This window comes from Sulfitobacter litoralis (assembly GCF_900103185.1).
Taxonomy (GTDB): Bacteria; Pseudomonadota; Alphaproteobacteria; order Rhodobacterales; family Rhodobacteraceae; genus Sulfitobacter; species Sulfitobacter litoralis.
The window spans coordinates 76,446-101,046 of sequence record NZ_FNJD01000009.1; the positions used below are offsets into that span (position 1 = coordinate 76,446).

At 57.2% G+C, this 24,601-nt stretch carries 25 protein-coding genes; 12 read left to right on the top strand and 13 right to left on the bottom strand.

The features are described from left to right. The first annotated feature begins 47 nt into the window (after positions 1-47). From BLQ98_RS09130 to grxD, 3 genes are read left to right on the top strand one after another with little or no spacing between them, the layout of a single operon-like run. Positions 48-284 (top strand): BolA/IbaG family iron-sulfur metabolism protein, encoded by a 237-nt coding sequence (locus BLQ98_RS09130; RefSeq protein ID WP_074635070.1) that lies wholly within the window; start codon positions 48-50, stop codon positions 282-284. A 4-nt stretch (positions 285-288) separates the two neighbouring features. Then, positions 289-534: a hypothetical protein gene (locus BLQ98_RS09135; RefSeq protein ID WP_093733041.1), complete on the top strand. Its 246-nt coding sequence runs from the start codon at positions 289-291 to the stop codon at positions 532-534. Further along, positions 531-893: a Grx4 family monothiol glutaredoxin gene (grxD, locus tag BLQ98_RS09140; protein WP_093733042.1), complete on the top strand. Its 363-nt coding sequence runs from the start codon at positions 531-533 to the stop codon at positions 891-893. Before BLQ98_RS09135 ends, grxD begins: the two co-directional genes overlap by 4 nt. Positions 894-997: 104 nt before the next feature. Here the strand turns inward: grxD and BLQ98_RS09145 are convergent, their stop codons facing one another. The 3 genes from BLQ98_RS09145 to BLQ98_RS09155 form a co-directional block, all read right to left on the bottom strand. Further along, positions 998-1,273 carry an MliC family protein gene (locus BLQ98_RS09145; protein WP_244148403.1) on the bottom strand — a complete coding sequence of 92 codons (276 nt, stop codon included), beginning with the start codon at positions 1,271-1,273 and terminating at the stop codon, positions 998-1,000. Positions 1,274-1,350: 77 nt separating this feature from the next. After that, positions 1,351-1,740: a cell division protein ZapA gene (locus BLQ98_RS09150; RefSeq protein ID WP_093733044.1), complete on the bottom strand. Its 390-nt coding sequence runs from the start codon at positions 1,738-1,740 to the stop codon at positions 1,351-1,353. Further along, a complete protein-coding gene (locus BLQ98_RS09155) occupies positions 1,740-2,240 on the bottom strand; it encodes a hypothetical protein (RefSeq protein ID WP_093733045.1) in 501 nt (166 codons plus the stop codon). The genes BLQ98_RS09150 and BLQ98_RS09155 overlap by 1 nt, the downstream gene beginning before the upstream one ends. Positions 2,241-2,487: 247 nt before the next feature. On the opposite strand from BLQ98_RS09155, the gene tkt reads away from it, so the two are divergent. Next, on the top strand, positions 2,488-4,503 hold the full coding sequence (gene tkt / locus BLQ98_RS09160) for a transketolase (protein WP_093733046.1): 2,016 nt from the start codon (positions 2,488-2,490) through the stop codon (positions 4,501-4,503). 145 nt (positions 4,504-4,648) lie between these two features. On the opposite strand, the gene BLQ98_RS09165 is transcribed toward tkt, so the two are convergent. Continuing rightward, a complete protein-coding gene (locus BLQ98_RS09165; RefSeq protein WP_244148404.1) occupies positions 4,649-5,719 on the bottom strand; it encodes a transketolase in 1,071 nt (356 codons plus the stop codon). Between the two features lie 280 nt (positions 5,720-5,999). Next, the gene (locus tag BLQ98_RS09170) at positions 6,000-6,995 is read right to left on the bottom strand and encodes a DUF808 domain-containing protein (protein WP_093733047.1); all 996 of its coding nucleotides are present in this window, start codon (positions 6,993-6,995) and stop codon (positions 6,000-6,002) included. 191 nt (positions 6,996-7,186) lie between these two features. Here BLQ98_RS09170 and gap (BLQ98_RS09175) point away from each other — a divergent pair, with 191 nt between their 5' ends. From gap (BLQ98_RS09175) to gap (BLQ98_RS09180), 3 genes are all read left to right on the top strand, one after another. Next, a complete protein-coding gene (gene gap, locus BLQ98_RS09175) occupies positions 7,187-8,188 on the top strand; it encodes a type I glyceraldehyde-3-phosphate dehydrogenase (RefSeq protein ID WP_093733048.1) in 1,002 nt (333 codons plus the stop codon). Between the two features lie 63 nt (positions 8,189-8,251). Continuing rightward, a complete protein-coding gene (locus BLQ98_RS18250; RefSeq protein ID WP_167354526.1) occupies positions 8,252-8,395 on the top strand; it encodes a hypothetical protein in 144 nt (47 codons plus the stop codon). Between the two features lie 116 nt (positions 8,396-8,511). After that, complete coding sequence (gene gap, locus BLQ98_RS09180; RefSeq protein WP_093733049.1) at positions 8,512-9,516, top strand: type I glyceraldehyde-3-phosphate dehydrogenase; 1,005 nt, start codon at positions 8,512-8,514, stop codon at positions 9,514-9,516. Between the two features lie 3 nt (positions 9,517-9,519). On the opposite strand, the gene coaD is transcribed toward gap (BLQ98_RS09180), so the two are convergent. The 3 genes from coaD to BLQ98_RS09195 form a co-directional block, all read right to left on the bottom strand. Continuing rightward, a complete protein-coding gene (coaD, locus tag BLQ98_RS09185) occupies positions 9,520-10,014 on the bottom strand; it encodes a pantetheine-phosphate adenylyltransferase (protein ID WP_093733050.1) in 495 nt (164 codons plus the stop codon). 84 nt (positions 10,015-10,098) lie between these two features. Then, positions 10,099-10,533 (bottom strand): CBS domain-containing protein, encoded by a 435-nt coding sequence (locus BLQ98_RS09190; protein ID WP_093733051.1) that lies wholly within the window; start codon positions 10,531-10,533, stop codon positions 10,099-10,101. 60 nt (positions 10,534-10,593) lie between these two features. Continuing rightward, complete coding sequence (locus BLQ98_RS09195; RefSeq protein WP_093733052.1) at positions 10,594-11,490, bottom strand: LysR family transcriptional regulator; 897 nt, start codon at positions 11,488-11,490, stop codon at positions 10,594-10,596. A 194-nt stretch (positions 11,491-11,684) separates the two neighbouring features. On the opposite strand from BLQ98_RS09195, the gene BLQ98_RS09200 reads away from it, so the two are divergent. The 5 genes from BLQ98_RS09200 (at position 11,685) to BLQ98_RS09220 (ending at position 16,889) form a co-directional block, all read left to right on the top strand. Next, the gene (locus BLQ98_RS09200) at positions 11,685-13,184 is read left to right on the top strand and encodes a CoA-acylating methylmalonate-semialdehyde dehydrogenase (protein WP_093733053.1); all 1,500 of its coding nucleotides are present in this window, start codon (positions 11,685-11,687) and stop codon (positions 13,182-13,184) included. 117 nt (positions 13,185-13,301) lie between these two features. Next, complete coding sequence (locus tag BLQ98_RS09205) at positions 13,302-14,444, top strand: acyl-CoA dehydrogenase family protein (protein WP_093733054.1); 1,143 nt, start codon at positions 13,302-13,304, stop codon at positions 14,442-14,444. Next, the gene (locus BLQ98_RS09210; protein WP_093733055.1) at positions 14,441-15,484 is read left to right on the top strand and encodes an enoyl-CoA hydratase/isomerase family protein; all 1,044 of its coding nucleotides are present in this window, start codon (positions 14,441-14,443) and stop codon (positions 15,482-15,484) included. The genes BLQ98_RS09205 and BLQ98_RS09210 overlap by 4 nt, the downstream gene beginning before the upstream one ends. Positions 15,485-15,486: 2 nt before the next feature. Further along, positions 15,487-16,362, top strand: a complete 876-nt coding sequence (gene mmsB / locus BLQ98_RS09215) for a 3-hydroxyisobutyrate dehydrogenase (protein WP_093733056.1) — start codon at positions 15,487-15,489, stop codon at positions 16,360-16,362. Positions 16,363-16,463: 101 nt separating this feature from the next. Continuing rightward, entirely contained in the window at positions 16,464-16,889 is a 426-nt protein-coding gene (locus BLQ98_RS09220) for a hypothetical protein (RefSeq protein WP_093733057.1), read from the top strand. Positions 16,890-16,978: 89 nt separating this feature from the next. On the opposite strand, the gene uvrA is transcribed toward BLQ98_RS09220, so the two are convergent. From uvrA to queA, 5 genes are all read right to left on the bottom strand, one after another. Continuing rightward, positions 16,979-19,861, bottom strand: a complete 2,883-nt coding sequence (gene uvrA / locus BLQ98_RS09225) for an excinuclease ABC subunit UvrA (protein WP_093733058.1) — start codon at positions 19,859-19,861, stop codon at positions 16,979-16,981. A 189-nt stretch (positions 19,862-20,050) separates the two neighbouring features. Next, entirely contained in the window at positions 20,051-21,445 is a 1,395-nt protein-coding gene (gene lpdA, locus BLQ98_RS09230; protein ID WP_093733059.1) for a dihydrolipoyl dehydrogenase, read from the bottom strand. A 100-nt stretch (positions 21,446-21,545) separates the two neighbouring features. Further along, positions 21,546-22,112: a DUF924 family protein gene (locus BLQ98_RS09235; RefSeq protein ID WP_093733060.1), complete on the bottom strand. Its 567-nt coding sequence runs from the start codon at positions 22,110-22,112 to the stop codon at positions 21,546-21,548. Positions 22,113-22,192: 80 nt separating this feature from the next. Then, positions 22,193-23,455, bottom strand: coding sequence for an MFS transporter (locus BLQ98_RS09240; RefSeq protein WP_093733061.1), 1,263 nt, complete (start codon positions 23,453-23,455; stop codon positions 22,193-22,195). Between the two features lie 86 nt (positions 23,456-23,541). Further along, a complete protein-coding gene (gene queA / locus BLQ98_RS09245) occupies positions 23,542-24,594 on the bottom strand; it encodes a tRNA preQ1(34) S-adenosylmethionine ribosyltransferase-isomerase QueA (RefSeq protein WP_093733062.1) in 1,053 nt (350 codons plus the stop codon). Positions 24,595-24,601: the final 7 nt, after the last annotated feature.

Sequence of the window (24,601 nt, forward strand, 5' to 3'; positions counted from 1 at the left end):
CACTACTACATCTTGGCCAATGACATGCCAGACGGAGCACCCCACACATGCCCATGCAAGCCCGCGAAATCGAAGACCTGCTGCGTGAAACCTTTCCCAATGCCAAGATCACCGTCGAAGGCAATGACGGCGTTCACATGGCCGCGATGATCATCGACGAAAGTTTTCGCGGCCAGAACCGCGTGCAACAACAACGTGCCGTCTATGCCGCGCTTAAGGGCCGGATGGACGGGTCGAATGGTGAACTGCACGCACTGGCACTGACCACCAAAGCGCCGGACTGATCCGGTGGACCCGATCCTGGTCGTGATCCTCAGCGTTCTGGTGTTGATCGTGGCCGTTTTGCGCGGCCTTCAGTCGCTGAAACACACACGCGACACCGAACGCGGATCAAAGCCGGGCAAGGGTTATCACGAAATCGACGCGACCTATCATTCGGGCGGCGGCGGCGGCGGGCACCAGACCAACTACCGCATCCCCCGCGACCCCCAAGAATACGCGAAACGCTTTATACCAAAGGACAAATCGAAATGACCGATGCAAAGACCCAAATTCAGGAAACCATCACAGCCCATAACGTTGTGCTGTTCATGAAGGGCAACAAGACGATGCCACAATGCGGTTTCTCTTCCCGTGTGGCAGGCGTTCTGAACTACATGAACGTCGATTATACCGACGTGAACGTGCTGGCAGACGAAGGCCTGCGCCAAGGGATCAAGGAATTCTCTGACTGGCCCACCATTCCGCAGCTCTATGTCAAAGGCGAATTCGTCGGCGGCTGTGACATCATCACCGAAATGATGCTGTCGGGCGAGCTGGACACACTGCTGGAAGAAAACGGCGTTGGCTTCGACAAGGATGCTGCCGACAAGATCCGCGAAGCCAACGGCTAAGCAATCGCGCCAGGTCACCGGCCTAACGAAAAACGGGTGCGCCTTTTAACAAGGTGCACCCGACATTTGCTTTGAAACTGCTGCCCTATCGCCGGACGCCCATGTCATCGCGTGCGACACTCCGCATAGATTGTCGTGTCTTGATCCGCCACTGAGTCATGCCAGATCAGCGTTGCAGCGTTCCCCTTGTTCCACCAAACATAGCCAGAACCGTCCGAGGGCCATTCATACCGCGCGCCCGAAGCTGCACGCGATTGTACCAGTGTGATCATGCGGTTTTCGACATAAAGCACCGCAGTCGCATCGCCCTGTTCGGGGGTCGTATAGGACACCGGCACCTCGACCCCGCGTTCGCAAATATAAGTGGCGGTAACTGGCATGGCCTGGGCCAAAGCGCTGCCCCCTGCCCCGAGACACATTGCCGACGTTGCCCCAAACGCTATGACGCGCCGCAAAGTCACCGGGCCTTGTCTTCTATTTCGTCTGCCAAGGCTTCTGCGCGGGCAGCCATTTCGGCAAGACTATCGGTCACGCCTTGAGGAATAACGGCGACTTCGATCCGCTCTGGCTCGACCACAACGTTGCGCAGACTGGCAAGTTCGGCGTCCCGCTCCGCTAATTGGGCGCGGGCTTCTTTTATCTTATCCTCGACGGAGGCGGTCTTATCGGCAAGCAACAGGCCCGCCATCAACAGCATCCGCGCTTCGGGCATCCGGCCAACCTGATCCGACAGCACCTGTGCCTCGTCATCCAGCATCTTGGCGGCAGAGTGCAGGTAATCCTCCTCGCCCTCTTGGCAGGATACTTCGAACTGGCGACCGCCGATAGAAATGGAAACTTCGGGCATCAGGCAGACTCCTCGGCAGTGGGGACAAGCGGCGTTAGAACAGACAGGATCGCGTCAGCCTCTGCTACATCAGCGCGGCGGGCGGCATGCACGGCATCAAGCTCGGCTTGCAGGGCGGCATTGATTAGGCCGGCGTCACCGACCCCTTCGGCATTGGCCTCGCGCAGCGCGGCACAGGCTTCGGCCAGTTGCGCATTGGCGCGGCGCACCCGTTGCAACTCCATATCAAGCTTTTCAGTCTGGGTCCGTGCCGCATCAGCGTTGTTGTTTTGCGCCTGCGCTGTCGCCAGTTCCGCACGCAGATGAGACGTTTCATCCGCAAGGCGCTTTTTCAAAGCCTCGACCTGTTCCGCCAGTTCGACGTTGACAGCGCGCTCTTGCGCCAGATCTTGAGATAGATCGGGGATCTCGTCTTTGGCGACCGCCAGTTTGTCCGCTCCGCGCGACGCCCTTTCAAGCGCCGCCAGAATACGGCCTTGCAAGTGTTCTATGTCGCTCATCGCAGGGTTCCTCGTAAAACGTCGTATGTCAGTCGTATATCACAGTTTGCCAACCATCGAATCGCTGGTCAATGTGGTTTCAGCCAATCCTACCCAAACCAAAGGCGGAATACTGCCCCTTTAAGAACAATGCCTTGGCGGGGCGGAAAAGCGATACCACTGACGGAGTCCTGTGGCCCTTGATCTTTGTGGGGTGGCTGGTATTGATCCGCGCAAACCCTTTCCCCCTTATAAGGAAGCTTGCACCGTGGATCTGAACGCCCTCGCCAAAGCCCATCCCGCCCATTGGTCCAAAGCGACCGCCATTCGCGCCCTAACACTGGACGCCGTCGCCGCCGCCAATTCCGGCCACTCGGGCATGCCGATGGGCATGGCGGATGTCGCCACGGTTCTTTTCGAAAAGCACCTGAAGTTCGACGCGTCCAACCCGCTGTGGCCTGACCGCGACCGTTTCATTCTGTCGGCGGGCCACGGGTCCATGCTGATCTATTCGCTGCTGCACCTCACCGGTTACGAACAATTTCCGCTCGAAGAGATCAAGAACTTCCGCCAGATGGGCGCACGCACGGCGGGCCACCCTGAAAACTTCCTGGCCGATGCGATTGAAACTACCACTGGCCCGCTGGGTCAGGGGATCGCGAACTCTGTCGGTTTCGCCATGGCCGAAGAACTCCAGCGCGCGCAATACGGCAAGAAAATCGTCGACCACTTTACCTATGTGATCGCGGGCGACGGCTGCCTGATGGAAGGCATCAGCCACGAAGCGATTGCCCTTGCAGGCCGTCACAAGCTGAGCAAGCTGATCGTAATGTGGGACAACAACGACATCACTATCGACGGCCCCGTCTCGCTGTCCGACAAAGTGGATCAGGTTGCGCGTTTCAAGGCGGCTGACTGGCACGTCATCGAAATCGACGGCCATAACCCCGACGAGATCGACGCCGCGCTGACCGAGGCGCGCAAATCCGATCTGCCCACGATGATCGCCTGCAAGACGCATATCGCCCTAGGCCACGCCGCACAGGATACGTCCAAAGGCCACGGCGCGCTGACCGACGCCGACCAAATGGCCGCCGCCAAAGCCGCCTATGGCTGGACAACCGGCCCGTTCGAAGTCCCCGCGGATGTGAAATCTGCATGGGAAGAGATCGGCAAACACGGCGCAGACGACCGCCGCAACTGGGAAGAGCGTTTCGACGCCATGTCGCGCAGCAAACGCGAAGAGTTCAACCGCGCATTGGCCGGTGACGCCCCCAAGAAACTGAGCGCGACCATCAAAGCGTTCAAAAAGCAGACTTCGGAAAATGCACCGGAACTGGCCACCCGCGCCAGCAGCGAAAAAACGCTCGAGGTGTTGAACCCGCTGTATACAGAAACCGTTGGTGGCTCTGCTGACTTGACCGGTTCGAACAACACCAAGACCGCTGATCTGGGCGTGTTCGATGTGGACAACCGTGGCGGGCGCTATGTCTATTGGGGCATCCGCGAACACGGTATGGCTGCTGCGATGAACGGCATGGCGCTGCACGGCGGCGTCCGCCCCTACGGCGGTACGTTCATGTGCTTTACCGACTACGCCCGCCCTGCGATGCGCCTTGCTGCTTTGATGCAGGTGCCGACCGTTTTCGTGATGACCCACGACAGCATCGGCTTGGGCGAAGACGGCCCGACGCACCAGCCGGTCGAACACTTGGCAATCAGCCGCGCGACGCCCAACACCTATGTGTTCCGCCCCGCCGATACGGTCGAAACAGCCGAGGCGTGGGAAATCGCGCTGAGCAGCAAAAAGACTCCGTCCGTGCTTTCCCTGACCCGTCAGGGCCTACCAACCGTACGCCTCGAGCATAAGAACAAGAACCTCACCGAACAGGGTGCCTATGTTCTGGCGGATGCCGAAGGCAAACGTCAGGTTATCCTGATCGCCACGGGCTCCGAGGTCGAGATCGCGCTGAAAGCCCGTGACCTGCTGCAGGCCGAAGGGATCGGCACGCGCGTCGTGTCCATGCCCTGCATGGAGCTGTTCGCCGCCCAAGACGAAGCCTACCGTCGCCGTGTCCTCCCCGCTGGCCCCGTGCGTGTCGGCGTGGAAGCAGCTGTGAGCCAAGGCTGGGATCGCTGGCTCACCGGCGAGCGTGGCAAGTGGAACAAAGCCGATTTTGTCGGCATGGATCGCTTCGGTGCCTCCGCCCCTGCCGAAGAGCTTTTCGAAAAGTTCGGTATCACGCCCCAAAATGTCGCCGACAAAGCCAAAGCGCTGCTTTGATCTGAACGGAAACAATCACAACGAAAAAGGGGGAGCATTTTGCTCCCCCTTTCTATTTTTGTTCCACAGTGTTGCGGGCCGTCTGACGCTGGCAAAAGCTGCGAGAGGCGTGGCACATGCCCCTCGGTCTCGCTTCAGCGTGGCCTCAAAAAATGGCGCGCGCGATCCGGATAAGTTGCAAAGTTTCGAATGCACTGTCCTGCAACGTCACCAGCTCACCATTCACAACAGCATAGTTATTGCCGGTCTCAAGCTGTGGCAACTTGTAGGTTTGGCGCAATTCGTTCTGCGTCAACGCTGCTGTAGGGGCTATGCGCACGCCCTCTGGTAGGTTTTCAACCCGCGCCAGTTCATTGATCCGCAGTAGCGATGTGTAATCTTCTTGGGTGAGCAATACAGGCTGGCCATCGATCAACGCATAGCGCTTGCCTGCCGGTGCGGGGCGAAGATCGTAAAGCGATGCAATCTGTTCCGAGCTGAGCAACAGAGTATCGTCGTCAAGGACGACGTCTTGATTTGCATCTTCTTCAACAATGACGTTCCGATCCGGCGCTCTTTCGTCACCAATGACAATGTCACGATCCAAAAATTCCGTACGCTGATCAAGGTAGATGGCGTCAAGCTGCTTGTCGTCGTATGCCACCCATTCCTCATAGGTCACGCCTTTTTTGGCAAGTCCAGGGGGTACGCAAGGTGGGTCCATTTTTGCAAGGCCCGGTGGGCAGTTGCGATAGGTCAGCCGTTTTTCTTCGGTGACATCAGCAAAGGCGATCTGAGAGCCCAAGAGCGCGAGCGGCACGGCACCAAGTAGCACGCTCATGTCACGACCTTCAGGTGCGCGCACTTCCAGAATCTCGTTTGAAATACGCGAACGATCCTCCTTCGACCGTTTGACTTTCACTTTTACCTTATCGTGCTTTTCAAGCTTCTTCTCTAGCTTCTTGGCCTGCTTCTCTTGTTTCTTCTCCTGTTTCTTCTCGTGTTTTTTCTCGTGTTTTTTCTCTTTCTTCGCGTGCTTATCCTTCTTATGCTTTTCCTTCTTCGCCTTCTTGGGGCCTTTTTCCTTGTCGTTTTTGATCTTCACGATCTGGGCGTCCTGCCCCATAGGAACGGTCAGCGAAGACATTGTCGCACTGGACAACGCGACCCCTGCGTTAAGAACGGGCGCTACGGCGCAAGCCAGAATGGTTGCACATGCAAGGGGGGTGAATTTCACGAAAAGACCTCCATATCAAAGTGGCGGATCAAGCATCCTGCCCTGAGTTTCAAAAAATGGACATGTCGGGGTGAACGTTTTGGCGTCCCATGCCTTACCGCTTAACCGACAAGGCGCGGCAAAGGTTCCACCGCATGATAGCCTCAAGGGCTATTCCATCCGCTGTCCGGATTCGAACCTAGCGATTATCTTCATAGGTGCGCCCAACGACCAACCCTGGCCAGCCATAAAAAAAGGGGACGCAAACTGCGCCCCCTTCCCTTTATCTCAGCTGCTTCACTCAGGCGTGGGCTTTGGCATCCTTGCGGTTGAAGACCGCGCGCCACAGCGGGGTGATGATCTTTTCACCCACAGGGATAAGCACCAGCCCAAGGGCCAGACCAAACACACCGTCCATTGCAGCCTTGGCGATCCATTCAGCGGCCCCAACATAAGCAGCGGGGACCAGATGGCCAAAGGCGACAGCGTAGTCGTGGATCAGATGTCCGAGGCCAGCAAAGCCGAGCTCTTCCATACCGTGTACAATGATCGATCCGCCGACCCAGAGCATGGCGGCTGTGCCGATAATGGTCAGCGCCTTGAGGAACCACGGCATACCACGCACGATCCCGCGCCCGAGACCCCGGGTCAGACCCAGATTGCCGTTCTTGGCCATATAGAGGCCAACGTCGTCCATTTTTACGATCAGCGCGACTGAGCCATAGACGGCGACCGTGATGATCACAGCCGCGGCGGCTAGGGCACCGGCCTCCATCCAGAAGTTCGTCACCTCTAGGTTGGACAGAACGATTGTCATAATTTCGGCAGATAGGATAAAGTCGGTCTTGATCGCGCCTTTTGCCTTTTGCTCTTCGAGCTTGGCGGGGTCTTTGATCACCTTTTCATCGGCACCAGGGGGATGGTCTTCGTGGCCCTTGCCCCCCACCCCAAGCGCATGGGCGATCTTTTCAGCCCCCTCAAAACACAGGTAAGCCCCGCCCAACATCAACAAAGGCGCGATGAGCCACGGCGCGAAATTTGACAGCAGCAGACCGGCGGGCAACAAGAACACCAGCTTGTTTTTCAGTGACCCTTTGGTGATGCCCCAGATGATGGGCAGCTCGCGGTCTGCCTCGAAACCGCTCACGTATTTGGGGGTCACGGCAGCATCGTCGATCACGGCACCCGCGGCCTTGGCACTGGCCTTGGCGGCTTGGCCGAACACATCATCCACACTGGCCGCGGCCACTTTTGCAATCGCTGCAACATCATCCAACAGGGCTAATAGGCCGCTCATTTCGTCTCTCCATCTTTGTTCCGCTAAGGGTAGCGCAGCGCAGGCGGAAGGCAAAGCCAGTCGAAGGGTTATCGCTAACACTAATATTTATCGCTAACATACGGAAATGAGAGGGTTTTAGCCCTTTCCCCCCTTCACGGCCACCAGATATAGAACCGGAAAGTTCCAGATCTTTGCCAAAGGACGCCCCCATGACCATCAAAGTCGGTATCAACGGATTTGGCCGCATCGGCCGCTGCACCCTGTCTCATATTGCGGCATCGGGCCGGGATGACATCGAGGTGGTCCGGATCAACGCGACCGGTCCTCTGGAGACTGCGGCACATCTGATCAAATACGATTCCGTGCACGGGCGCTTTCCCAATGAGGTTAAGGTCGGCAACGGCACGCTCGATCTGGGCCGCGGCGAGATGGAGGTCATGTCGACCTATCAGATGAACGACCTGAACTGGGAAGGTTGCGACGTCGTGCTGGAATGTACCGGAAAGTTCAACGACGGGCTGCTGGCAAAGGTGCATCTGGATCAGGGGGCCAAGCGCGTGTTGCTGTCGGCACCGGGCAAGAACGTCGACCGCACGGTCGTTTACGGTGTGAATGACCACGAGATGCAAGCCTCTGACACGATGATATCCAACGGGTCCTGCACGACCAACTGTCTTGCCCCGCTGGCCAAGGCACTGCATGACGCATTCGGCATCGAAAGCGGCATCATGACCACAGTGCACAGCTATACCGGTGACCAGCCCACGCTCGACCGCCGACATGACGATCTGTACCGCGCCCGCGCCGCTGCTATGGCGATCATCCCGACCTCTACAGGTGCGGCCAAGGCGTTGGGTGAAGTACTGCCTGCGCTGAAGGGCAAGCTTGACGGGACTGCGATGCGCGTCCCGACGCCCAACGTCAGTGCCGTCGATCTGACCTTTACCGCGGGTCGCGATGTAACGGTCGAAGAGGTCAATGAGGCGATGCGCGCCGCGGCAAACGGCCCCATGTCGGGTGTCTTGGCCTATGACGCCGAACAAAAGGTATCGGTTGATTTCAACCACACTGAACATTCGTCGATCTTCGCGCCAGACCAGACCAAGGTTGTCGGCAAGCGTCTGGTGCGCGTTCTGGCGTGGTACGATAATGAATGGGCCTTTTCTGTCCGTATGGCCGATGTGGCCGTCGCCATGGGCAAACTTGGCTAAGACTTGCGACGCGCGGGTTGCCCTGTCATATCTGGGCCACCCGCAGGCAAGGACCACCGCCCCATGGACACCCCCATCGCCATCTCCCTCGCTGTTGTACTGCTAACCGCACTGGGAATTGATGCGCTGGTCTATGGCAGCGAACACCTGATTTTTCTCACCAAAAAATTCGTCGACCTGATTGATTGGCTGGCATTCTGGCGCTGATCCGCCCGCGTGCCCGGCCCTTCTGAACGTCCCCCCTGACGCAATATTACCCCGCACAGCTTGACACTTTGTCATAAATGCCGATGTTAGCGCTATCACATTCAGGAGGACGCCCCATGGCAACGAAATTGGCAATCAACGGCTTTGGCCGCATCGGTCGTAACGTCTTGCGCGCTTTGATCGAGCGTGGCGACGATGACTTGCAGGTGGTGGCAATCAACGATCTTGCCCCGCTGGAAACCAATGCGCATCTGTTCGAATTCGACTCTGTGCACGGTCGCTTTGGCCGCCCCGTAACCCTTGGTGAAAACACAATGGATGTGGGCCAAGGCCCGATCCGCGTGACCGCCGAACGCGACCCTACTGCCCTGCCTTGGGGCGACGTCGACATCGTGTTGGAATGTACTGGCATCTTCACCACCCGCGACGCCGCCGCCAAGCATCTGGCGAATGGGTCAAAGCGGGTTGTGATCTCTGCACCGGGTAAAGACGCCATGAAAACAATCGTCTACGGTGTGAACCACGACCTTATCACCGCTGAAGACACTGTTCTAAGCAACGCGTCCTGCACCACCAACTGCATGGCCCCACTGGCCAAAACCCTGCATGACGCATTTGGCATCAAGCACGGGCATATGACGACGATCCACAGCTACACGGGCGACCAACCGGTGCATGACACGGCCCACAGCGACCTGTACCGCGCGCGCGCTGCGGCCCTGTCGATGATCCCCACCACCACCGGTGCGGCGAAAACGCTGGGTAAGGTTCTACAGGAACTAGACGGGCTGATCGGCGGCACTGCCATTCGTGTGCCCACGCCCAACGTATCCTGCGTCGATCTGGTGGTCGAACTGTCCAAAGAGGTCACTGTGGATCAGGTCAATGACACCCTGCGCACCGCCGCTCAAGAAGGCCCACTGAAGGGAATTCTGGGTCTGGTTGACCGTCCGCTGGTGTCGATCGACCTGAACCACGATACACATTCATGTGTTGTGGCCCTTGATCAGACGTCGGTCCAAAGTGGGACGCAGCTGCGGGTTCTGGCTTGGTACGACAATGAATGGGGGTTCTCGAACCGCATGCTCGACACCTCGCGCGAGGTTGCGAAAACCCTCTGATCGTTACTGCTTAAAACGCTTTAACAGCTCGGCATTGACGGCGGGCGTCACAAATTTGCTGACGTCCCCGCCAAGCCGGGCAATTTCCTTGACCAACCGGCTGGCAATCGCCTGATGTTCGGCCTCGGCCATGAGGAATACCGTCTCGACGCTATCATCGAGCTTCCGGTTCATTCCGACCATTTGATATTCATATTCAAAATCAGCCACAGCACGCAGCCCGCGAATAATAATTTGCGCCCCCACATCATGGGCGCAATTGATCAACAAGTTTTCAAACGGGTGGACAACGATCTCTGTACCCGTTTCCGCATTCAGCTTGCGACATTCCTCTTCGATCTGGGCGACGCGTTCTTCCAGCTCGAACAACGGTCCTTTGTCACGGTTGATCGCGACCCCAATCACCAGTTTGTCAACAAGCGTCGCCGCCCGCCGGATGATATCGATATGGCCCAAAGTAATCGGGTCAAAGGTGCCGGGGTAAAGGCCAACGCGCATGGGAGAGTCCAGTCATTTCAAGTCGTTATTCTGAGTGTAAGCAAGCATTTACACCACAAAGATGCAACGCTAAATTCGCCCGGGCTAGTGCCCCCGGATCATTCCTTCAAGCGCGTCTTTCTCCATCGAAAGCTCCATCAGACGCGCCTTGACCACATCGCCAAGCGATATCAGCCCGATCAGTTCGCCGTCTTTCACCACGGGCATGTGGCGGAACCGGCCTTGGGTCATCTTGGCAAGGATATCATCAGCGGTTTCATTCATAGCACAGGTCACCAGGTCGCGCGTCATCAGCGCCTCTACGGTGTCGTCCAGACAGCCGCTGCCCTCGCGGCCAAGGGTGCGTACGATGTCACGCTCTGACAAGATACCGTCAGGGGTTTTGCCATCCGCCGACACGACCAAGGTCCCGATCCGCTTTTCCGACAACATGGCCGCTGCTTGGGCGATCCGTGTCCCCGGTTTGACCGTCGTAACACTATCGTCTGCCTTGGTTTTGAGGATTTGGGAAACTAGCATGATCGGCCCCTTCGCAAGAATATTACCTTTAAGTCAGGTTCCCTTTAATACTGTTGCGTGTCAAGCAATTGCCTCCAGTTTTGCGACTTCGGCGCGGACGCCCTGCGCCAATGCTTCTGCGAAACGGCTCAGACGCAGATTGCGGCGGTCGTCCTCGTGGCGGATTAAATAAAATGCGCGCCTTAGGCTGACATCCTTGGTCAAAATGCGCGTCACCCCCGGCGTCGCCGCAAGCGAGAAATCATGCACGATCCCGACCCCGCCACCCTGACGGATCATATTGACCTGCACTGACACTGAATTTGATGCCAAGGGCACCCGCGTCATGCCAAGTGCCGCCAGATAATCAAGCTCGCGGTCAAAAATCATATCAGGGATATAGCCCACCAACCGGTGCCCCTGCAGATCGGCGACCGTTTGTATCACGGGGCGCTCCGCAAGATAGCTATCAGCAGCGGCAAGATGCAGTTGGTAGTCGGCAATTTTCTGAACCACGAGCCTGCCCGCCGTCGGCGCGCTGACTCCGATCGCCATATCTGCCTCGCGCCGCGACAGGTTGAACACACGCGGCAGGGCGACGATCTGGATATCGAGCCCCGGATTCTCGGCCACCAGACGGGCACAGACCTGCGGCAACAGATAGTTGGCGCACCCGTCTGGGGCCCCGATCCTGATCTGCCCTGCCAACTGATCTGACGGCACGGCAACATCTGCCGTGGCCTGTCGCATCGCCTGCTCTGCGGCCTCGGCCCGGGCCAGTAACTGCGTCCCCGCCTCGGTCAAGGCATAGCCCGACGGAGATTTCACAAAGAGCACCGCCTGCATGGCTTTTTCAAACCGCGCCATACGCCGCCCCAATGTCGCTGGGTCCAACCGCAACAGTTTGCCTGCCCCTGACAGGCTCTGTTCGCGGGCGACGGCCAGAAACAGCCGCAGATCGTCCCAGTTTCCCATCATTTGTCACGCTCCCTCACGCTCTTCATTTTGCCCTTAAACTCCGGGGACGTCCGAAGGACGGGGGCAGCGCCCCACCCTACCCTCTCAGCCCGCGTAAGGCTTTGCAATAATGCAAAACGATTTTGAACCGATGCCCCTTTTACTTTGTTTTTTGCAAGCCTAACCTGCCGCCAAACGCAGTAAAGGAGCATTCCATGCAAGAATTGACCCACTACATGAACGGCGCCCACGTCAAAGGCACCTCAGGCCGCTTTGCAGACGTGTACAACCCCGCCACGGGTGAAGTGCAGGCCCAATGCCCGCTGGCCAACGAATCTGAATTGGATCAGGCCGTACAATACGCTATGGCAGCACAGCCTGCATGGGCCGCGGTGAACCCCCAGCGTCGCGCGCGGGTCATGATGAAATTCGTGGACCTGCTGAACCGCGATATGGACAAGCTGGCCGAAGCACTGAGCCGCGAACACGGCAAAACGCTACCGGATGCTGCCGGTGACGTGCAGCGCGGTCTGGAAGTTGTCGAATACTGCATCGGCGCGCCAGAGCTGCTGAAGGGCGATTATACCGACAGCGCCGGCCCCGGCATCGACATGTACTCCATGCGCCAGCCTTTGGGCGTGTCGGCGGGCATCACCCCGTTCAACTTCCCGGCCATGATCCCGATGTGGATGTTTGCCCCCGCCATCGTCTGCGGCAACGCCTTCATCCTCAAACCGTCCGAGCGTGATCCATCCGTGCCCCTGATGCTGGCCGAACTGCTGGAAGAAGCGGGCCTACCCAAAGGCATCATTCAGGTCGTCAACGGCGACAAGGAAGCGGTTGACGCCATCCTGCATCACCCTGTCATTCAATCTGTCGGCTTTGTCGGCTCCACCCCCATCGCCGAATATATCTACGGCACGGGCTGCGCGAATGGTAAGCGGGTTCAATGCTTTGGCGGTGCCAAGAACCATATGATCATCATGCCGGACGCCGATCTGGACCAAGCCGCCGACGCGCTGATCGGCGCGGGCTATGGTGCTGCGGGCGAACGCTGCATGGCGATCTCGGTCGCGGTGCCTGTGGGCGACGAAACCGCTGATCGTCTGATCGAAAAGCTGGTGCCGCGCATCGAAAAGCTGAAAGTCGGGCCCTATACCTCGGGCAATGATGTCGATTACGGCCCTGTGGTCACCGCAGCCGCAAAGGCCAACATCGAACGCCTGGTGCAGACCGGTGTTGATCAGGGTGCCACGCTGGTTGTCGACGGGCGCGACTTTAAGCTGCAAGGCTACGAGGAAGGCTTCTTTGTCGGCCCGCACCTCTTTGACAACGTCACCCCCGACATGGACATCTACAAGCACGAAATCTTCGGGCCGGTTCTATCCACCGTACGTGCAAAGACCTACGAAGAGGCGCTTGGCCTCGCGATGGATCACGAAATGGGCAACGGCACCGCGATCTTTACCCGTGACGGCGACGCGGCCCGTGATTTTGCCGCCCGCGTGAACGTCGGCATGATCGGCATCAACGTGCCAATCCCCGTGCCGCTGGCCTACCACACCTTCGGTGGCTGGAAAAAATCGGTCTTTGGCGATCTTAACCAGCACGGTCCGGATGCGTTCAAATTCTACACACGCACCAAAACCGTGACCTCGCGCTGGCCCTCGGGCATCAAAGAAGGTGGCGAGTTCAACTTCAAACCGATGGAATAAGCCCTATCCCTACCCTTCGGCGGTTTCCCCGCCGGAGGGTGCTTGCGTGATCGCCTTGGTCGTGCTTACAATTTAACATACGTTCAATTCGACCGGTCTTGGGAGGGATCACCGTTTATGGATTTCGCACTTTCAGAAGAGCAAACCGCGATTTTCGATATGGCCTATGGTTTTGGCCAGGACCACATCGCCCCTTTCGCCCGCCAGTGGGAGAAAGACGAAACGATTCCCAAAGACCTTTGGCCCAAAATTGCAGAGCTTGGATTTGGCGGGCTGTACGTGTCCGAGGACGCGGGCGGATCTGGCTTGACACGGCTTGACGCGACGCTGGTGTTCGAGGCGCTCAGCATGGCCTGCCCTTCGGTCGCGGCGTTCTTGTCAATCCACAACATGTGCGCCAAAATGCTGGACAGCTTTGCCAGTGACGCACTCAAGTCGCGGATCATGCCCGACATCCTGAGCATGAACACGGTGCTAAGCTATTGCCTGACGGAGCCCGGATCCGGCTCTGATGCGGCGGCGCTCAAGACGAAATGCGAACGCACGAACGAAGGCTACAGCCTGAACGGGACCAAAGCGTTCATCTCGGGCGGTGGATATTCCGACGCTTACGTCGCGATGGTGCGCACGTCGGATGACGGTGCGGCGGGTGTGTCCACTGTCTATGTCGAAGACGGCACCGAAGGGCTTTCCTTCGGCGGGCTAGAGGATAAAATGGGCTGGCGCAGCCAACCGACGTCTCAGGTGCAGTTTGACAATTGCAATATTCCTGCCGGAAATCTGGTGGGTGAAGAAGGCAAAGGTTTCAAATATGCGATGATGGGGCTGGATGGGGGCCGTTTGAACATCGCCGCCTGTTCCTTGGGAGCTGCGCAGACCGCGCTGACCGCAACGCTGAACTATATGGGCGACCGCAAGGCCTTTGGCAAACCCATCGACCAGTTTCAGGGACTGCAGTTTCGCCTTGCCGAGATGGAGATCGAACTTCAGGCGGCCCGTGTGTTCTTGCGGCAAGCTGCGTGGAAGCTGGACACTGGCGCACCTGATGCCACGAAGTTCTGCGCCATGGCCAAGAAGTTCGTGACCGAAGCCGGCAGCAAAGTCGTGGATCAATGCCTGCAACTGCATGGCGGCTATGGCTATCTGGCAGATTACGGCATCGAAAAGCTGGTGCGCGATCTACGGGTGCACCAGATCCTTGAGGGCACCAACGAAATCATGCGGGTCATTGTCGCGCGCGACATGTTGAAAAACCGATGACCAATATCTCAATCCGTATTTCAGGCCGCGCGGGTCGGATTACCCTGACCCGCCCTAAGGCGCTGAACGCCATGACCTATGACATGTGTCTCGCCATCGAAGACGCTTTCGACGCATGGCAACATGACCCGAATGTTGATCTGATTATCCTAGATGCCGAAGGGGATCGTGCCTTTTGCTCGGGCGGTGATATTGCCGAACTCTATGCCACGGGTACCAAGGGCGACTATGCCTACGGGCGCACGTTCTGGGCCGATGAATATCGTCTGAACGCCAAGATTTTCGCCTACCCTAAGCCGGTTGTATCCTTTCTGCAGGGGTTCACGATGGGCGGCGGTGTCGGTATCGGATGCCATGGGTCGCACCGGATCGTGGGAGAAAGCAGCCAGATCGCGATGCCGGAATGCGGCATTGGTCTGGTGCCCGATGTAGGTGGCAGCCTGATGCTGGCGCTGGCCCCTGGACGGGTGGGTGAATATCTGGGTACGACGGCGTCACGAATGAAGGGTGAAGATGCGATTTATGCAGGCTTTTCAGATACTTACATTGCAGAGCTAAATTGGCCTGATGTGATCGCCGCGCTAGAGAACTCTGGCGATGTCGCTATACTGGCAACCGCGAGCACGACGCCCCCCGCCTCCGCTCTGGCGGCGCAGGCCGAAGAGATTGACAGCTTCTTCGCGGGCGAGACACTGGCCGATATCCTTAATGCCCTGCGCGCATCAGACAGCGCCTTTGCCGCCGACACGCTCAAGAAAATGCAACGCAGCAGCCCCCTAGCGATGGCCTGCACTATAGAGATCATTCACCGTCTGCGCGGCCCGTCGCTAAGCATCGAAAAGGCGCTGGATATGGAATATCGCTTTACCTTCCGCGCGATGGAGCATGGCGATTTTCTGGAAGGCATCCGCGCCGCGATCATCGACAAGGACCGTAACCCAAGCTGGCAATTCGCCGATATGAACGTCCCGCTTGCCGCGACAGCCAAGATGCTGCGCCCGCTGGCCGAAGACGCCCTGACACTGGAGAAAACGACATGAGCATGAAGATCGGATTTATCGGGCTGGGCAATATGGGCGCACCGATGGCGACCAATCTCGCCAAAGCGGGGCATGATGTGGCGGGCTTTGATGTCGCGGGCACCACTGCGGAAGGCGTGCGCGTTGCAGACAGCCTAGAAGCCGCTGTCGCTGGCATGAACGCGGTCATCACCATGCTTCCCAACGGGTCGATCTTGCGGCAGGTGGCAGCACAGGCAATTCCGCATATGGCGCAAGGCACCCTATTTATCGACTGTTCCACCGTGGATGTTGAAAGCGCGAAGAACACCGCGCAAGCCGCTGAAGACAAGGGCATTATGGCCGTTGACGCACCTGTCTCCGGCGGTATTGGCGGGGCCTCTGGCGGCACGTTGACCTTCATGGCCGGCGGCTCAGAAGAGGCGTTCGCCAACGCCAAGCCCCTGTTCGACATCATGGGACAAAAGGCCGTGCATTGCGGCGATGCCGGTGCAGGTCAGGCCGCGAAAATCTGCAATAACATGATCCTTGGTGTTACGATGATCGCCACCTGCGAGGCCTTTGCGCTGGCCGACAAACTGGGGCTGGATCGACAAAAAATGTTCGACGTCGTCAGCACGTCGTCGGGGTATAGCTGGTCAATGAACGCCTATTGCCCTGCGCCCGGTGTTGGCCCCACCTCGCCTGCCGATAACGGCTATACGCCCGGATTTGCCGCCGAACTGATGCTCAAAGACCTTGGTCTGTCCCAGCAGGCCGCAGAGATGGCAAACGCGGATACCCCAATGGGCGAGCTGGCGCGTGCGCTCTACGCTCAGTTTGTCGAGAATGAAGACGGCAGTGGCAAAGATTTCTCGGCCATGCTGCCCCGCTTTGAAACACGCGGCCGCAACGGCTGACCACGCGTCATGACAAACGGGTTTCCGCCGCAAGATTAAGCGACGGAAACCCGATGCCAGTTCGTTCGTTACTGTATCGACACAGTGAACGGAGAACGAGTATGAAAACCCTTACCCTAGCTGCAAGCGCCTTTGCCGTGCTGGCATTTAGCCCTGCTGTACAGGCCGGCGCTGCCACCTATGGCGCGCAGGGGCATTTTATCGGTGCTACCCCACAGGCGACGCTGATCAGTCATGACAAGCACGACAAGCAGCATAAGAAGGCTGTCAAAGAATATAAGAAAGCCGTCAAAAAGCACGAAAAGAGCCACAGTGACAACGGACGTCATCTGGCGAAAGGCCATAGCAAGCACAAGCACGCCAAAGGCGACAGGCTGACCCACTATGTTCTGGTTGAACGCCCCCACACCCACGGCCTCACCCGGTATGATCGCTATGTCCAGAACAATGGTTATATCTACGCCGTCGACCCACGGACCAACGACGTCCTCGCGTTGATCGGCCTTGCCTCTCGGCTTTTGAATTAAACCTAAAACTATAATAACTCATAAAAAATGCCCCGCCTGTGAAGGACGGGGCATTTTTTCTCGTACCTATGTTTGGTGCGACAAGCCGACTATTCAGCGGCAACCTTACGCGGGGCGAGCATCTGCTTGAGGTAATACCCGGTATAGCTTCCCTCTACCTCGGCGACCTGTTCAGGCGTGCCGGTTGCCACCACCTGTCCGCCACCGTCCCCGCCTTCGGGACCAATGTCGATGATGTAATCGGCGGTCTTGATCACATCGAGGTTGTGTTCAATGACGACCACCGAATTCCCCTGATCCACCAGCTCGTGCAGCACCTCCAGCAGCTTACGTACGTCTTCGAAATGCAGCCCTGTGGTGGGTTCATCCAGAATATACAACGTTCGCCCCGTCGACCGTTTGCTGAGCTCTTTCGATAGCTTGACGCGCTGCGCTTCGCCGCCTGACAGCGTGGTCGCCTGCTGGCCCACCTTGATGTAGCCAAGGCCCACGCGCATCAGGGCATCCATCTTCTCGCGGATGCTTGGCACCGCCTGAAAGAAACCCTGCGCATCTTCGACGGTCATATCCAGCACGTCAGCAATGGATTTGCCCTTAAACTTCACCTCAAGCGTTTCGCGGTTATAGCGCTGGCCTTTACAGGTTTCGCATTCGACATAGACATCCGGCAAGAAGTGCATCTCGATCTTGATGACACCGTCGCCCTGACACGCCTCGCAGCGCCCGCCCTTGACGTTAAAGCTGAAGCGTCCGGGCTTGTACCCGCGCGCCTTGGCTTCGGGCAGACCGGCAAACCAGTCGCGGATCGGGGTGAACGCACCGGTGTAAGTTGCGGGGTTCGACCGCGGTGTGCGTCCGATTGCCCGCTGGTCGATGTCGATCACCTTATCCAGATGCTCGAGGCCTTTGATGGTTTCGCAGGGCGCGGGCGTCTGGCGGGCACCGTTCAGGTTCATGGACGCGGTCTTGAACAGCGTCTCGATGGTCAGCGTCGATTTACCGCCGCCCGACACGCCCGTCACACAGACGAACTTCCCCAGTGGATAATCCACCGTCACGTTTTGCAGGTTATTCCCCGTGGCCTTGACCACGCGGATTTTCTTTTTGTTGCCTTTGCGCCGTTTGGCAGGCACCGCAATTTCACGCTTGCCGGTTAGATACTGGCCCGTCAATGAATTCGGGTCATTCGCAACCTCTTCGGCTGTCCCATGGCTGACGACGCGCCCGCCATGAACCCCGGCACCCGGACCGATATCAAAGACATAATCCGCCTCGCGGATCGCTTCTTCGTCATGTTCGACAACAATCACTGTGTTGCCTTGATCGCGCAAGTTCTTGAGCGTTTGCAACAGACGATCATTGTCACGCTGATGCAGGCCGATGGAAGGTTCGTCGAGCACATATAGCACCCCCGTGAGCCCCGACCCGATCTGCGAGGCAAGACGGATACGTTGGCTTTCCCCGCCGCTCAGAGTCCCGCTAGAGCGCGCCAGCGTCAGATACTCCAGCCCGACATTGTTTAGGAACCCCAGCCGCTCGCGGATTTCCTTGAGGATCGCACGCGCAATTTCGTTCTTTTGCACGGTCAGATAATCGGGCACGTTGGTGCACCAATCGAAAGCCTCGCGGATCGACATTTGCACGACCTGGCCCGCATGGAGCAGCGTCTCGGGCTTTCCGTCGGACGGACCGATCTTGACCGCCAAGGCTTCGGGACGCAGGCGGTAGCCGTTGCAGGTGCCACAGGGACGGTTGTTCTGGTAGCGTTCGAATTCTTCACGGATCCAGTTGCTGTCCGTTTCGCGGTAGCGGCGCTCCATATTGGGGATCACCCCTTCGAAAACGCGGCTGACCTCGTAGACGCGGCCGCCTTCGTCATAGCGGAACTTGATCTCTTCCTTGCCGGAACCGCGCAAGAAAACCTGCTGGACGTTTTCCGGCAGGTCTTTCCACCGCGTATTTTCACTAAATTTATAGTGTTTCGCGATAGCTTCGATAGTTTGCAGGAAATACGGGGACTTACCCTTGCGCCACGGGGCCAGTGCGCCGTCATACACCTTGAGGTTTTGATCTGGAACGACAAGGCGTTCATCAAAAAACAACTCTTTGCCCAGACCATCACAAGACGGACAGGCACCGAAAGGAGCGTTGAATGAAAACAGCCGCGGCTCGATCTCGGGGATCGTAAAGCCGCTCACGGGACAGGCGAATTTTTCGCTGAAAGTATGGCGCTCGGGCTCGCCCTCGGCGGGGGCGGTTTCTAGCACAGCAATACCATCCGCCAGATCAAGCGCGGTACGCAGGGAGTCTGCCAACCGCGTCTCTAGCCCCTCGCGCACGACAATACGGTCGACAACAACGTCGATGTCATGACGGAATTTTTTATCCAGCGTGGGCGGCTCGTCTAACTCGTAAAATTCTCCGTTCACCTTAACGCGCTGGAAACCCTGTTTGCGCAGTTCAAGGAACTCCTTGCGGTATTCGCCTTTACGGTCACGAATAATCGGTGCCAGCAGGAAGGCCCGCGTCCCCTCTGGCATGGTCATGATCCGGTCGACCATGTCCTGCACCTGCTGCGCCTCGATCGGCTTGCCAGTCGTGGGAGAATAAGGCGTGCCAACGCGCGCGAAAAGCAAACGCATATAGTCGTAGATTTCAGTCACCGTCCCCACGGTCGACCGCGGGTTCTTTGACGTCGTCTTTTGTTCGATCGAAATCGCGGGAGACAGGCCGCTGATATGATCCACATCAGGTTTCTGCATCATATCAAGGAACTGGCGGGCATAGGCGCTCAGCGACTCGACATAGCGCCGCTGGCCTTCCGCATAAATCGTATCGAAGGCCAAGCTCGATTTACCTGACCCTGAAAGGCCAGTGATCACGACCAACTTATCGCGCGGAATATCCACATCGATGTTTTTAAGATTGTGCTCGCGCGCGCCGCGCACTTCGATGTTCTTTAGCTCAGCCATATCGGACCCCCGTTAACGCTTAGTACATAGGTGCGTGATACGGATTCTCCAATGGAAAATTAAGAACACAAGAGGAACACCTGTATCGCAGTCCAATTTCATGCGCCCCAAAAACGCCAAACGCCCGATAACATTGGAGATGTCACCGGGCGTTGCAAAATAAGACTACCACATATGCGCTAGCGCAACCTACATGTGAATGACACGCCCATACGCGTCGAGCACGGATTCATGCATCATCTCTGAAAGAGTCGGATGGGGGAAGACCGTGTTCATCAAGTCTTCTTCGGTGGTTTCCAGCTGACGCCCCACCACATAACCTTGGATCAGTTCGGTCACCTCCGCACCCACCATATGCGCCCCTAGCAATTCTCCGGTTTTGGCATCAAAGACGGTTTTGATCATGCCTTCCGGTTCGCCTAGGGCAATCGCCTTGCCGTTGCCAATAAAGGGGAAACGTCCGACCTTAACATCAAAGCCAAGCTCCTTGGCTTTCGCTTCTGTATAGCCGACCGACGCAACTTGCGGATGACAGTAGGTACATCCGGCGATGGATTCCGGCTTGACCGGATGCGGATGCTGACCGGCGATGAGCTCTGCGACCATCACACCCTCATGAGACGCTTTATGCGCCAGCCAAGGGGCGCCTGCTATATCTCCAATGGCGTACAGCCCGTCGACACCGGTGCGGCAATATTCATCCGTCACAACATGTGTGCGGTCGATCTTTACACCCAGATCTTCGAGCCCCAGATTTTCAACGTTTCCAACAATACCTACAGCGGAAATCACTGTATCGAATTCGTGCTTGGTTACTTTTCCGCCTGTTTCAATATGCGCCGTCACCTTGTCGTCAGCACGGTCCAGCTGTTTGACGACAGATTTCTGCATGATTTTCATGCCCTGTTTTTCAAACTGCTTTTTCGCGAATTTGCTGATCTCTTCGTCCTCTACCGGCAGAATGCGGTCCATCACTTCGACCACGGTCGTGTCTGCGCCCAAAGTGTTGTAGAAACTCGCAAATTCGATACCAATCGCGCCAGAGCCGATCACAAGCAGCTTTTTCGGCATGTGGGGTGGCTGAAGTGCGTCTTTATACATCCATACACGTTTACCGTCTGCCTCCAGACCGGGGAGGTTCCGCGCTCGTGCCCCCGTCGCAAGAACTATGTTCTTGGCGGTCAGCGTCTCCTCGCCCTCTTTCGCCTTAACAGTGACTTTGCCTTTGCCAGCCAGACTCGCACTGCCCATAAACACCGCGACTTTGTTCTTTTTCATCAAGTGGCCGATACCGCCCGACAGCTGCCCCGCGACCTTGCGCGACCGCTTGACCACCGCATCCAGATCATAGCCGATATTATCCGCCTTAAGTCCAAACTCGCTGGCACGTTGCATCAGATGGAACACCTCGGATGATCGTAAAAGCGCTTTGGTCGGAATACAGCCCCAATTAAGACAAATGCCACCTAGATGCTCTCGTTCGACGATCGCAACAGATAGTCCCAGTTGGGCACCACGGATGGCAGCAACATAGCCCCCAGGGCCCGCACCGATCACAATCAAATCAAAGGATTTAGCAGCCATTATGCAACCTCGCAGCACGTATTGAAATTTAGTTTAGTGGTAAACTATCTTACGATTGGCGGCAACTCGGAGAATTCAGTGGACGCTGCAGACGCAGGGCTCATGCCATTGAGCGCAAAGTGTGCGCATACCCGCCTGCGTTCAGGTAAGCGGACTCGGCCGGGGTCGATCGCCGCCCTAGGACATCATTGCGATAGGGAAACCTGCCGTACTTTCGGATCACATGTCGATGGGCTTGAGCATGCATCAATGTGTCGCCGGCACCCGGCATCCGCTCACAAATCAAACGAACACAGTGATCTTGATCGGTCAAACTTTCCGAATGCATGAATGGAAGGTAAAAGAACTGCCGCGCGGGCGCGTCAATCAACTGGTCCCATTCCTTGCGAACAACTGTTTGCGCTGCTTTAAGGGCGCGCACATCGGTCGAAAACGCGCGTCCGCTCTCCCTAAACATGTTGCGGGGAAATTGGTCGGCCAAAATGAGATAGGCCAGCGCCCCTTCTGCACGGGTCAACCAGCTATCCAAGCGGCCAGTCCCGATGAGTTCCCATGTCTCTAAGAACTGCGTGCGAATTGCGTCGTCCAATTCTTCCCGGACGGCATACCAGCCTTCCGGTCCGACTTGATCAATCCAAAACTCTCGGACCTCTTCTGCCGTTTTCATATTCCGCGCCCTTTCGTTCTTGTCTGCGATTATCATTCTGGTCTGCTCTATGTACAAACTATAGCGACCGCGCAGAACGTCTAGGGCGCGTCGGCGTCAGCAGCCTGTTCGCTTTCAATGGCATATTCTTGCGCAAGCTCCACCGCGACGGTTGTCGCAGCTGGGTAGATGGGAATGTAATTGCCCGTTTCATCGGTAGGGACGGCCGGTCGCACGGTCGCGCGATAGGATGCATACATGGACAAGGCGAAAAACAAGACCGCCGTAAAAAGGTAGAACCCCCCCGGCCCAAGCGCCGTACCCATCATCCAACCGGTAATGACAGGCCCCAAGATCGCCCCCAGTCCATTAATAAAGATCATTCCACCAGACGCGGCGGCCATATCCTCTGGTTCAAGAAAATCATTCGTGTGCGCAATAAGAAGGGAATACAGCGGGTTAGACATGCCACCGACAACAAAGGCTGTCAGTAAAAGGATCGTAAAGTTATGCCCCAGCAGCATCCCGACGATGGATCCGATACCACCAATCACCGATGTAATTACAATCAGAAGGCGACGATCCATGCGGTCTGACATCCATCCGATTGGATATTGCAGGATGACCGACCCAACAAAAAACGTCGCGACAAATATCGAAATTTGCGCGACCGTCAGCCCCGCCTCAGCGCCGTAAACCGATGCCATGCCGAACTGCGCCGAGAAAACACCGCCCAATAGGAACATCCCAACGCAGCCAAGCGGGGAAAACCCGGCCAATTCACGCAGGCTCATCGGTTTAGTCGTATCGAACGCAGGCGTGGGACTGATCGACAGCAAAATCGGGGTAACAGCGACGCTTACCAGAACAGACGGAATTACAAAAAGCACAAAGCCCGACGGATCCGCTGTGAGCAGCAATGCCTGGGCAATCACGATGCCAAACGTCTGCACGATCATATACAAAGACAACGCCTGACCGCGATTTTCGTTTGTCGCAGCGTTATTTAGCCAACTTTCCGCCGTGACGTAGACGGCAGAAAAACAAAAACCAATCAGTACGCGTCCGGCGGACCAAACCAAGACATTGGGGAACGTCGGATACAAGATCATGACGGCAGAAATCATCGACGCCAGCGCGGCAAAGACGCGGACGTGTCCAACCCGACGGATCATACCAGGTGCCATCCTCGACCCGCCCAGAAAGCCCACGAAATATGCCGACATGACAATCGACATTTCAAACGTCGAAAATGCTTCGATCCCGCCTCTGATACCCAAAAGCGTACCCTGCATGCCGTTGCCCACCATCAGCAAACACATGCCCAACAAAAGCGCCCATGCGCTGGTCAGTACCTGAAGCATCTTACGAATCCTTTAACACCACGTGATCCCTCCCTGACGACGATCACGGTAGGTGTCACCCCCCTCAACGACGTTCAGGCGCTTATTTACGTCTTAGGGAAAAGCAAGGACGCATCACCATAGGAGAAAAACCTATAATTCGATTCAATCGCATGCTTGTAAATGTTTTGTACAGTTTTTTGCCCCATCAATGCCGAGACGAGCATCATGAGAGTTGATTTGGGAAGATGGAAATTCGTCATCAAAGCGTCTGCGACGTTAAATTCAAACCCCGGGGTGATGAAAATATCTGTATCTCCTTCCCACGGCTGGATAATGCCCGATCGCGCCGCTGTCTCGACCAGCCGCAACGCGGTTGTGCCGACGGGTATGACCCGCCCTCCAGCGGCTTTGGTCTCGATAATCTCGGCGGCCGCTTGCGCGCTCACCTGCCCCCATTCGCTGTGCATCTTATGGTCGGCAATATCGTCGACTTTAACCGGAAGAAAGGTACCCGCGCCAACGTGCAGTGTGACATGGCTGAAATCGACTCCCATAGCAGCCAATTGATCAAGCAGCATTTGATCAAAGTGAAGCGAGGCCGTCGGTGCCGCGACGGCCCCGGCTTTTCTGGCAAACACGGTTTGATAATCCGTCAAATCCTGCGCGTCGGCAGGTCTTTTGCCCGCGATATAAGGCGGCAATGGCATCGCGCCCGCGCTATTGAGCGCAGAATCGAAATCTGGTCCGGTACAGTTAAAGCGCAACACGCCTTGTCCGTTCTCTATCCCTTCCAGTCGCGCAGAAAGGTCACTGCTGAAGACAACCGCTTCAAAAAGCTTCAGCTTTTTCAGGGGCTTAATCAATGCAGTCCAATCGGAATCGCCGCGCGGCTCCAACAAGGTCACTTCAATACGCGCCTGCACGTGCCCTTGGGCGCTGTCGCGGCTACGATACCCGGTCAACCGCGCGGGGATCACACGGGTGTCGTTCAGCACGAGCCTATCACCGGGGCGCAACCAGTCCGTGATCCGGGATACGGTGCTGTCGATGATGGCATCGTTGTGCGCAACCAACATTTTGGCTGCTGTCCGCGGCACCGCGGGCCGCGTGGCGATCAGGCGTTCAGGCAGGTCGAAGTCAAAGTCACTGAGTTTCATCCTCGCC